The following is a 6,836-nucleotide window of genomic DNA, read 5'->3' on the forward strand; positions in this document are numbered from 1 at the left end:
GGTGGATTCAAGTATTAAATGCAACAGTAACCATTAGGTTTAATTTTTCTGTAAAAATTTCGTTAGGCGATTTAAAACCAAATCTCTTTCTTGGTCTGTTGTTTAAAATATTTACAGCCTTGTCAATTGCTGCTTGTGTAATTAAATCGAAATTAGTCATTTTAGGGAAATATTGTCTTACTAATCCATTTAAATTTTCATTAGCTCCTCTTTCCCAACTGTGATAAGGCTTTGCGAAGTAGTAATCAAGCTCTAGAGTGTTAGCTATATTTTGATGGTTTGCAAACTCTTTTCCGTTATCAGAAGTCATAGTATGAAGTAACGGTTTGAAGTCTTTTAAGAGTTCTATAATTTTAGCTTCTACAACGTGAGCTTCCTTTGATTCTATCTTTCCCATCCATAAAACCCCTGTAGCTCTATCGTTTATAGTAAGCAGTGCTCCACGATGATTTTTCCCTATTACTAAATCTATTTCAAGATCACCTATTCTATATTTATCATCAACTATACTAGGTCTTTTTTCAATATCTACTCTATTACTTATCAAGCCTCTACTGTCTTTGCATGCACCTCTTTTTCTATATTTTTTACCTTTAGTTCTAAGATGCTTATAAAGCTTTCCTCCTTGTTTTTTGTTCTGCCAAATGAATTGATAAATACATTCAACAGAGACCATTTCTTTTGCTTCAAGTTTACTTCTACCTACTATTTGTTCTGGACTATAATCTTGATTAAGATAGTCTATAATAGTTGTTTTTACGTTTTCAGTTAAGCGTATTCTCTTGCGTTTTTCTTTGTGTCGTTGAGCTGTCTTTCTTTGTCCAAGATTAGCTTTATAAACACCATTTCTTTCGTCTGAATTGCGCTTAAGCTCTCTGCTAACAACAGACTTGTCTTTGCCTATATAACAAGCAATTTCAGTAAGTGATTTACCTGCCTTTTTATATGCTTCTATTTTATATCTTTGTTCTAACGTTAAATGTGACATCTTTTTGGGTGTGTAGGAACCTCAAAAGTAGATGTTTTTTTTCGCCAACGGCGGAGAACATTTGCTCCATGGAGCAAATGTTCTCCGCCGTTTTTTAAATGCTGTTGCATTTATTAGTTGAATCTAAGCTTGAATATGTAAAAGAGATAAGTATTTTTGCACAGTAGGTTATTAGAGTTTAAGTAGTCTATTTGATTAAAATATAAAACACTTATTATGGAAAAAGAGAACCCGATTTTTTATGCAAAAGGAGATGACCCTATCTTAATAGAGGCATATAAGAAAGCTCAAGATACCTTCAAATACTTTTGGAGAGAGTTGTCTTGGGAATATAGAAGAATAGTACCTGCTTTTGATATGGCAAGTGTTAAAGTGGCTTTTACACAAGAGGTAGAAGGTGAAGAAGAGCCTGTAGTAGAGCATATGTGGATAGGTGATGTAGACTTCGATGGAGATATTATCTATGGAGAGCTATTAAATCAGCCTAATATGCTTACGAATATAGAAGAAGGAGAGCAAATAGGAGTAACTCTTGATCAAATCAGTGATTGGATGTTTATTAGTCAAGGTAAAGCTTTTGGAGGTTTTACTGTGCAGGTTATGCGTTCTGTGATGACTGAAGAAGAGAGAGCAGAGCACGATGCTGCTTGGGGATTAGAGTTCGGAGATTTTAATGATGTGGTTTATGTTTATGAACAAAAAGAACATCCTGAGAACCTTATAGAACACCCTATGAGTAAGAATATGAAAGAGAGTTTAGAGAAATTCTTAGATGAGAACCCTGATGAGGTAACGAATAAGGATGAGGCTGGATACACGTTCTTACACAAAGAGGTTATCTCAGGTAACCTTACAAGTGTTGAGGTATTATTAGCAAAAGGAGCTAATAAGAACGAACCAAATAGTGAAGGTAAAACTCCAATAGACTATGCTAAACAGTTAAACTGGGAACATATCATCCCTGTATTAGAATAATCAGTTTTTAAATAAAAGTAAGAAAGCTCTAGTAAATAATACTAGGGCTTTTTTTATATATTTGGATATCTACAAGAGTAAGAATGACACATAAAGAACTTTATCAGATCGTATTAGAAACAGATATACACGTTAAGAGTCGTGTAGACACTTTAGCAGTTATTGGTGGTGATGAGGAGGTATTAAAGTTCTTGCTGAAATATAGCTTCGAATACGATGATGCTATCCATGTGATGTCTACTGTATTGCTACAAGATATTCTAGATAGGGATATATTGCGTTTAGAGCCTTATTTAGACACTTTTATAGATAATGTAGAGTTCATTACTAATGAATCAAGTAAACGCCTAATAAGTCGTATATGTTGGTTGATAGCCAAAAGTAAAAAGCTAGTCTGTACTTCTGTTCAAGAAAAAAAACTAGTAGATGTCTCTCTACTGTGGCTGTCTAATGATTCTAAAGTAGCCTCAGAAGCTTTTGCGATGGATATTTTGATGTTATTAGGACAGCAGTATAAAGAGGATCTGAAGCTAATTAGCGAGGTGATAGAGCTGAATTATCCTAAGCGAACAGCTGCTTATCAGAATAAAGTGAAGAAGTTTATGAGTTTTCGCAATGCTTTAGAGTAGTATTATTTAATACCATTTTTCTTCAGGAACTTTAATGCCCAGTCATAATGGCTAGAAGTAGCAGATACAAGATAGGCTCCTAATGAGGTGCTTCCTGTCCAATGATATCTTTTCTTCTCGAATAATTCTTCGTTACTATGCTGTTGAATGATTTGAAGTACAGCGTTATGAGATTCTTTAATCTTTTGAATACTGTCTAGTACAGCTATATTCTGATACTTCTGATTAATAGCAATATTTAATTCAGGAGTAGTCTTCCAGGTATACCCCTCAGCAGGCATAATTGGCTTATTTCCTGACATACCTACTTGATACCAAGACATAAACATATTGTGCCATTCGTACAGGTGCATAAGTACATCTCTCACATTTTTGTTGAGACTCTCTTCTGTAAAATTGTCGTTTAAACGTTGGTTGTCTAAAGATTCAATCGTAGACATAAGTTTATTAAACAAATCATCAGACAGTGTTATTAATTCTGTTTTATTAGTAGGTCTTGCCATGGTAGTTTATTTAAGCGTATTCTTATCTAGTTGTTGTTGAATAGCAATCGCCAATTCTACATCTGATACGTTAAGCATATTGGTATTAATGAATATAGAAGTACCATGTGTTTTTAAGTTAGCCTGCATTGATTTCTTCTTGATCATATTCTTTTGTCTGGTGATATATTCTTCAGGATTTTTCACATAGATCAATACAAACTTCTGACTCTGCATTTTATAGAGTTCAACAGACGTAATATCCTGCCAAGGAATTAACCCATTGACAACAGCAGTGGCATTCTCAAGTACCCCTTGTTCATTAATGACAATGCCTGGTTTATTACTAAATAATTTACTAATAAACATTATGGAAGCATATCCAAAGAATACTATAGCCAATACAGCTATAGCATAAGTCAGTTCTATAGAACCTAAGAAATACCTTCCCTTGTGATATAAACAGTTATAGAATACAAGTACTCCTGCTGCTACAAGTAATAAAGCTCCGATGAGGTACAAGAAAAATTTGCCTTTGCTAATCGAATAAGTAATTGGTAGTGAGGTATCCATGAGGTTATAACGTTAAAATGAATTGTTGCATCTCTCTCATTCTGTTTTTTAGAGGACTTGGCTCTATAATAAAGTCATACGCATGGATAAAACCAAATTTATTAGGAATGTTTATACTTGCCTCATTACCTTTCTCTACTGCATAAAGTATAGATGAGGTATTGATCTCTGACTTGGTTATCTCTATCAGTTTTTTAGTAACCTCTGTACCATATCCTTTCCCTTGTTTAGAGGCTTTAATCCAAAGACCTATTTCAACAGATTCTTCATTGATATCGCTTAATCCACAGCTTCCGATAAACTCATTGGTTTCTTTGTCTAATAGCACTAATACTAAGGCTGTACCATTGGTTATTTCGATGCGCGAGCGTCTGATGTATTCTTTTAGTAAAGGTTGATTACCATTAGCGTCAAAGCTTAAGAATCTCGTGATTTCAGGTGTTAGATTAGTTAAAAAGTCTTCGAGATAGGTATCTTCTACGATAACGTATTTTAGGTGTTCACTAGTCCACGTCTTATCAAGAGAAATGATATTTCTCTGTTGATCCTTCACCATTTTAACTACAGTGAGTATGTCGTATATCAGCCCTTGTTCTATGTCATCACGTGCTACTAATTGTTCTAAGACGGGCTGATAAGCACATAAGACCTCTTTTGTATAATACCACGCATAGTCAAAGACTTTTTGCATATCTGTAGCAGCCCATATCATAGCATCCTGCTCCCTTGTTTCGAATTCAGGCCATAAGAAAGAAGATTGGGTACTATATAGCTCTTGGATAGGAGGGATGTTATCAAATTCGTTGCTGTCTCTAAAAAGCTCCCATTGAAAGCCTATTGCCTTAGCAACTTTTAGGATAACGCGTAATAACATGTCTTGATTATAAGGCGTTTCTTTAAATAACTGAAATAAGCGTATCAATACAATAGGAGTAGTGGTAATCACTCCACCTTTGTGTTCTATATTATTCGCTAAAGAAAAAAGAGCATATCTACTATCTCTGATATCACTGCTGATGGCTTGATCTAGCAACGGTGGCAAGTCATCTGCACGTCCGTTATAGTGTACTAAAAATTCCCAAGGAATGGTATTAAAGTCAATCTGTTCTAATTCTGTTATTTTATAACGCATAATCTATATTGTATTCAATTATTGAAAAAAAGTTCAAAAAACACTGTGCTCTTTGAACTTTTTAATTTCTTATTTATTACTTCTTTTTATTGTCCTTGCGGTACTGAAGCATATTAAGTATCTTCTCTTCACTGATGTTTCTCACGAAATCACTATGGTAAACATAACCTAATTTCTCAGCTATTTTAATACTTCCATGGTTATTCTTCTCTACGTTATAGATTAGATAGTCCACTGTAAGGTTTTCGTTTACATAAGTTTCTAATGCAGTGATAAGTTCTTGTCCGTATCCTTTGCCAAAAGCAGATTCTTTTAACCAGATACCAAGAGAGATAGACTCTTCATTCACATCGTGTATACCACAACATCCGATAAACTCTTTTGTCTCTTTATCTACTGCTACTAAAGTGATATCAGTACCTTGGTCTAATACACCTAAGCTATAATCAATAAAACCCTGTGTGTCTTCGATTTTACCTGTTGGTATAAAAGGTAAAAACTTAGCTACTGTAGGTGTTAACTCACGAAAAATATCTTCTTTAAAGCTATCGTTTACTACTAGGTAAGATAGTCTATCAGAAGAAAATTGGATATCTCTACTAAATCCCATATTTGTTATTATTTATTCTTTTTAAAATGGCAGTACACAAAGTTCTGCTTGGTGTCAAATGGTGTAATATGATCTTCATAAAAGCTGTCTTTTAGTGTAAAAGACTCTTTAAAAAGTTCGTTCAAATCTTCTGCGTTGTATTGGATAATCTCTAATCCACTACACTTCAGAGGTCCTTGTTTAGAGAACGTAGCGATAATAAGATTTTCTTTTACTGCCTTAGTAACTAACTGTGTATAAGCTTGTGTTTCTTCAACTGTCAAAAAGTGAAATACCGCACGGTCATGCCACACATCGTATTGCTCAGTAGGGGTAAAGGTAGTGATATTACTTTCTATCCACTTTACTTGATGAGCCTTGTTACCTAATCTCTTCTTCGCACGTTCTAGTGCTTCTCCAGAGATGTCTAACACTGTGATATTCGTATATCCTTCTTCTAGTAAGTAATCAACTAAATTACTATCTCCACCACCAATATCGATAATCTTAGCGTCTTTAGAGATATTACTATTCTCTATTAAACGAAGTGAATTAATCGGTTTTACTTGTGTCCAACTTACCTGATCTGGTGTTTTAGTTTTATATACACCTTCCCAATGTTCTTTTATATTCTCCATGGCATCTAAAATAGTAAATAACAAAAGTAGTAATTCCTTAATCAAGAAGGAAAACGTATTTAATAAAAAGTACTTTATAGTCAATCAAAAGTCAATAACTCAAACTAAACTTAATTATGAAGCCTAAGACAAACTAGGTATAGGACAACACAGCTAATAGGGCTCTCCATGTAAGTGGAATGTCGGTATGGTGATGGTAGGTTAATGTATAGCTAGATGAGAGAATTTATATCTGATGTATTAGAGTAAAAACAAAAAAAGTCAGATAAGAGACTTACCTGACTTCAAATGATTAATTGAATTAGTTAGCGTGTATAGTTTTTATATTTATTAAATATGATCTATACTTAGATGTTCAATCGCAATTACTAATATCATAAAGATAGTAGTGGTGAACTGAACACTCTGATAACAAATATACAATTTATTTTCATTATTTATTGCATAGAGGTTATTTAGATTCGTTATTGTTAGACTGATGAAGTACTATGAGATTTATGATAAATGAAGAATATAAGGTGAGAGTTGATGGGAGTAAAGAGAGTTGAACACTAGAAAAGAGTTCTATTTTAAAGAATGATGTAATCTAACTGATTGTTTATTTAAAAATATTTAAAAAATATTTTTAAAGTACTTTGCTCATTTATAATTAAATATGATTTTGGTTGAAGGAAAAGATAGAAATACTAACTTTTTTATATTCTCGAAATTTGCAGAACTCAAAAACTCGTAGTATGTTTGCACCGCATTAGAGAAGTAATGATCTAAGCAACGGAGAGGTGCCGGAGTGGTAACGGAGCAGATTGCTAATCTGTCATCGGGTAACCGAT

The 6,836-nt window shown here is 33.6% G+C and carries 8 protein-coding genes; 2 read left to right on the forward strand and 6 right to left on the reverse strand.

Annotated features, from left to right (window positions below; translation table 11 throughout):
• Nucleotides 1–7: 7 nt before the first annotated feature.
• Entirely contained in the window at nt 8–988 is a 981-nt protein-coding gene (locus MODO_RS18675; protein ID WP_006265742.1) for an IS30 family transposase, read from the reverse strand.
• A 216-nt stretch (nt 989–1,204) separates the two neighbouring features.
• On the opposite strand from MODO_RS18675, the gene MODO_RS18680 reads away from it, so the two are divergent.
• A complete protein-coding gene (locus MODO_RS18680) occupies nt 1,205–1,963 on the forward strand; it encodes a DUF2314 domain-containing protein (RefSeq protein WP_006258415.1) in 759 nt (252 codons plus the stop codon).
• Between the two features lie 83 nt (nt 1,964–2,046).
• Nucleotides 2,047–2,592: a hypothetical protein gene (locus MODO_RS18685; RefSeq protein WP_006258414.1), complete on the forward strand. Its 546-nt coding sequence runs from the start codon at nt 2,047–2,049 to the stop codon at nt 2,590–2,592.
• Between the two features lie 2 nt (nt 2,593–2,594).
• Here MODO_RS18685 and MODO_RS18690 read toward each other — a convergent pair whose 3' ends face one another.
• From MODO_RS18690 to MODO_RS18710, 5 genes are all read right to left on the reverse strand, one after another.
• Nucleotides 2,595–3,095, reverse strand: a complete 501-nt coding sequence (locus MODO_RS18690) for a ClbS/DfsB family four-helix bundle protein (protein WP_006258413.1) — start codon at nt 3,093–3,095, stop codon at nt 2,595–2,597.
• 6 nt (nt 3,096–3,101) lie between these two features.
• Nucleotides 3,102–3,647, reverse strand: coding sequence for an STM3941 family protein (locus MODO_RS18695; RefSeq protein WP_006258412.1), 546 nt, complete (start codon nt 3,645–3,647; stop codon nt 3,102–3,104).
• A 4-nt stretch (nt 3,648–3,651) separates the two neighbouring features.
• On the reverse strand, nt 3,652–4,779 hold the full coding sequence (locus MODO_RS18700) for a GNAT family N-acetyltransferase (protein WP_006258411.1): 1,128 nt from the start codon (nt 4,777–4,779) through the stop codon (nt 3,652–3,654).
• 76 nt (nt 4,780–4,855) lie between these two features.
• Entirely contained in the window at nt 4,856–5,389 is a 534-nt protein-coding gene (locus tag MODO_RS18705; RefSeq protein WP_006258410.1) for a GNAT family N-acetyltransferase, read from the reverse strand.
• An 8-nt stretch (nt 5,390–5,397) separates the two neighbouring features.
• Nucleotides 5,398–6,006: a class I SAM-dependent methyltransferase gene (locus MODO_RS18710; RefSeq protein WP_039851783.1), complete on the reverse strand. Its 609-nt coding sequence runs from the start codon at nt 6,004–6,006 to the stop codon at nt 5,398–5,400.
• Nucleotides 6,007–6,836 lie beyond the last annotated feature (830 nt).

The sequence above is a fragment of the Myroides odoratimimus genome (genome assembly GCF_001485415.1).
Taxonomy (GTDB): domain Bacteria; phylum Bacteroidota; class Bacteroidia; order Flavobacteriales; family Flavobacteriaceae; genus Flavobacterium; species Flavobacterium odoratimimum.

Excerpts from the sequence above, each read along its gene's own strand:
- MODO_RS18700 (WP_006258411.1), bottom strand. The coding sequence starts at position 4,779 with ATGCGTTATAAAATAACAGAATTAGAACAGATTGACTTTAATACCATT.
- MODO_RS18685 (WP_006258414.1), top strand. The coding sequence starts at position 2,047 with ATGACACATAAAGAACTTTATCAGATCGTATTAGAAACAGATATACAC.
- MODO_RS18695 (WP_006258412.1), bottom strand. The coding sequence starts at position 3,647 with ATGGATACCTCACTACCAATTACTTATTCGATTAGCAAAGGCAAATTT.
- MODO_RS18680 (WP_006258415.1), top strand. The coding sequence starts at position 1,205 with ATGGAAAAAGAGAACCCGATTTTTTATGCAAAAGGAGATGACCCTATC.
- MODO_RS18675 (WP_006265742.1), bottom strand. The coding sequence starts at position 988 with ATGTCACATTTAACGTTAGAACAAAGATATAAAATAGAAGCATATAAA.
- MODO_RS18705 (WP_006258410.1), bottom strand. The coding sequence starts at position 5,389 with ATGGGATTTAGTAGAGATATCCAATTTTCTTCTGATAGACTATCTTAC.
- MODO_RS18690 (WP_006258413.1), bottom strand. The coding sequence starts at position 3,095 with ATGGCAAGACCTACTAATAAAACAGAATTAATAACACTGTCTGATGAT.
- MODO_RS18710 (WP_039851783.1), bottom strand. The coding sequence starts at position 6,006 with ATGGAGAATATAAAAGAACATTGGGAAGGTGTATATAAAACTAAAACA.